We start from the raw sequence: 1,963 nt of genomic DNA on the forward strand, positions 1-1,963 counted from the left end.
ACTTTTAGGTTATGCAAACGATGGAGATATTGCAGAATTGTGGGAAAATAGCAAGCCGACACCTGCAAAAACATTTACTATCGGAGTAAATGAAGGTATTGTTCTTCGCAACGGTGCGCCAAACTTGTCAGCGCCTGTATATGGAATTTGGCCAAAAGGTGCACAATTTAGATATGATTCTGTTCATGTGGCAGACGGCTATGTATGGCTAGGTGGAACAGATTCAAACGGAACAAGAATTCATATTCCTGTTGGCCCAAATGATGGAAATCCATCGAATACCTGGGGAACTGGATACTAAGAATAACTTTCTTTGAGTCGCCTTCCCAAAGGTGACTCTTTTTTTTGTTATTTAATTAAAATTAACAATATGGCAACCAGCTGATGATCAGGCACATTTACGTGTTTGTAAGTGAAAAAATCTTCTTAAACTTGTTTTTATGCTGTATTTTAAATAATTTCATGAGATATTTTTATTGCATACGATACATTTAGATGTTATATTAAGTGTGAGGAAAGGATATCATTACCTCGTTTTCTAGTCTAGCTTTAGATCATTATTTACAAGCAAAGTGGGAATTGAGTGCACCCACGTTCCCCAGCAGGTGGGTTAACCTAGCGTTGGTCAGCATGGGACGGTATCCATGATTTGCACTCTTTTTTTTTATGTCTAAAATTATAGAGGAGTTGTAAAAATGCCTAAAGATTTGCAGAAAACATACAACTTATTTTTATCAAATCTTGATGGCAAAATGGCTGTTATAACAACGCCATTTGTTAAACTGGACTGTTTTTATGTAAAATTTGACATCTTACAACTCCCACATTTATTGGGTTTACACAAAATTTATAAGGATTCACCTAGAATAATTTGTCAAAAATTGAATGATGAAGTTATTACATATAAACATCTGCAAAGGCACAGCAATTTTGGTACTATAAAAGATCGAGTAGAGCTATTTGAATTTATTCTAGAAATATTTTTAGAGGGATACAATGATTCAGTGATATATGTGTCTGAAGCAGATAAGTTTGGTTCATCTATGAAACTAGACATAGCTTTTAGCCATCCGCATAAAAATAAAATATTAACACTTGGATTACGTGAAGTAAACGATTGTGTCTATGCACCAGTCACTTTCTACGTATCAAAGAGTAGTCGCCCAACATTTACTAAATCAAAAAGAGCAAAAATTCTAACTTTAGAGCTTATTTCATTTAATTTATAGATTACTTAATAAGTAAAGTTTTCAGGACCATTAGCTCAGTTGGTTAAAGCCAACCGCACGGTTAGTTCACAGGTTCGAGTCCTGTATGGTCCATAGTAAAACACCTGCCTCTTTTTCTTACGAGAGGTGTGTGTTTTTTGTTATGTGAATATTTTTTTGTTGAAAAATAGAACAAACGTTCGTATAATGTTTCTGATAGGAGAGTGTATCAGATGGTGAGACGAACGAAAAAAGAGTTTAAACCTTACAACGATTATGTTGACCGTCCTTTTGAATTAAAGTGGCCAACGGCGTTTCCGTTGGGCGAATTGACTGAAGCAATAAAGAGTACTGATGAATATCATGCTCGCAATATTGATAGACTGCCGCAGCAATCACAGCGACAAATAGAATATTTTTTGGATCGTTCAATCAAACAAAATAAGGTACTAGAAATTCAGCTGAACTCATTAGATGAATATGATCGCGTAAAACCTCATGTGTTCGGAGTTTTTCGTGGAATGGCAGAATTTGACGTTGTATTGATTGGAGAAAACGAGGTCGATTTTTATGATATTAGAAACATTCAGATTCATAACTTCACGAAATGGAGCGAAGAGCATATACCTGAAGAAAATCCATTTGAGGAAGAAATAGAACGTTGCGAAATAATAGATGAATTTGTAGACGAATATTTCGATGATGAATGGATAGAATAGTATTATTCTTTTTTGTGCCAAAAAATGTGCCAAAAA

General features: G+C 34.7%; 3 protein-coding genes and 1 tRNA gene. All 4 read left to right on the top strand.

Going from position 1 to position 1,963, the window contains the following annotated elements:
- Positions 1 to 301 (top strand): SH3 domain-containing protein (locus ACTQZK_RS13190; protein ID WP_441549972.1); only part of this gene is annotated, 301 nt, incomplete at its 5' end.
- Positions 302 to 695: 394 nt separating this feature from the next.
- On the top strand, positions 696 to 1,229 hold the full coding sequence (locus ACTQZK_RS13195; protein WP_002402066.1) for a PBECR4 domain-containing protein: 534 nt from the start codon (positions 696 to 698) through the stop codon (positions 1,227 to 1,229).
- Positions 1,230 to 1,253: 24 nt separating this feature from the next.
- Positions 1,254 to 1,322: transfer RNA gene (locus tag ACTQZK_RS13200), tRNA-OTHER, on the top strand.
- 119 nt (positions 1,323 to 1,441) lie between these two features.
- Complete coding sequence (locus ACTQZK_RS13205; protein ID WP_441899743.1) at positions 1,442 to 1,927, top strand: hypothetical protein; 486 nt, start codon at positions 1,442 to 1,444, stop codon at positions 1,925 to 1,927.
- The last annotated feature ends 36 nt before the right edge of the window (positions 1,928 to 1,963 follow it).

This window comes from Paraeggerthella sp. LCP19S3_G8, assembly GCF_052119225.1.
In the GTDB taxonomy this organism is placed as follows: Bacteria; Actinomycetota; Coriobacteriia; order Coriobacteriales; family Eggerthellaceae; genus Paraeggerthella; species Paraeggerthella hominis.

Coding starts and splice junctions, on each gene's coding strand:
- ACTQZK_RS13205 (WP_441899743.1), top strand. CDS start 1,442: ATGGTGAGACGAACGAAAAAAGAGTTTAAACCTTACAACGATTATGTT.
- ACTQZK_RS13195 (WP_002402066.1), top strand. CDS start 696: ATGCCTAAAGATTTGCAGAAAACATACAACTTATTTTTATCAAATCTT.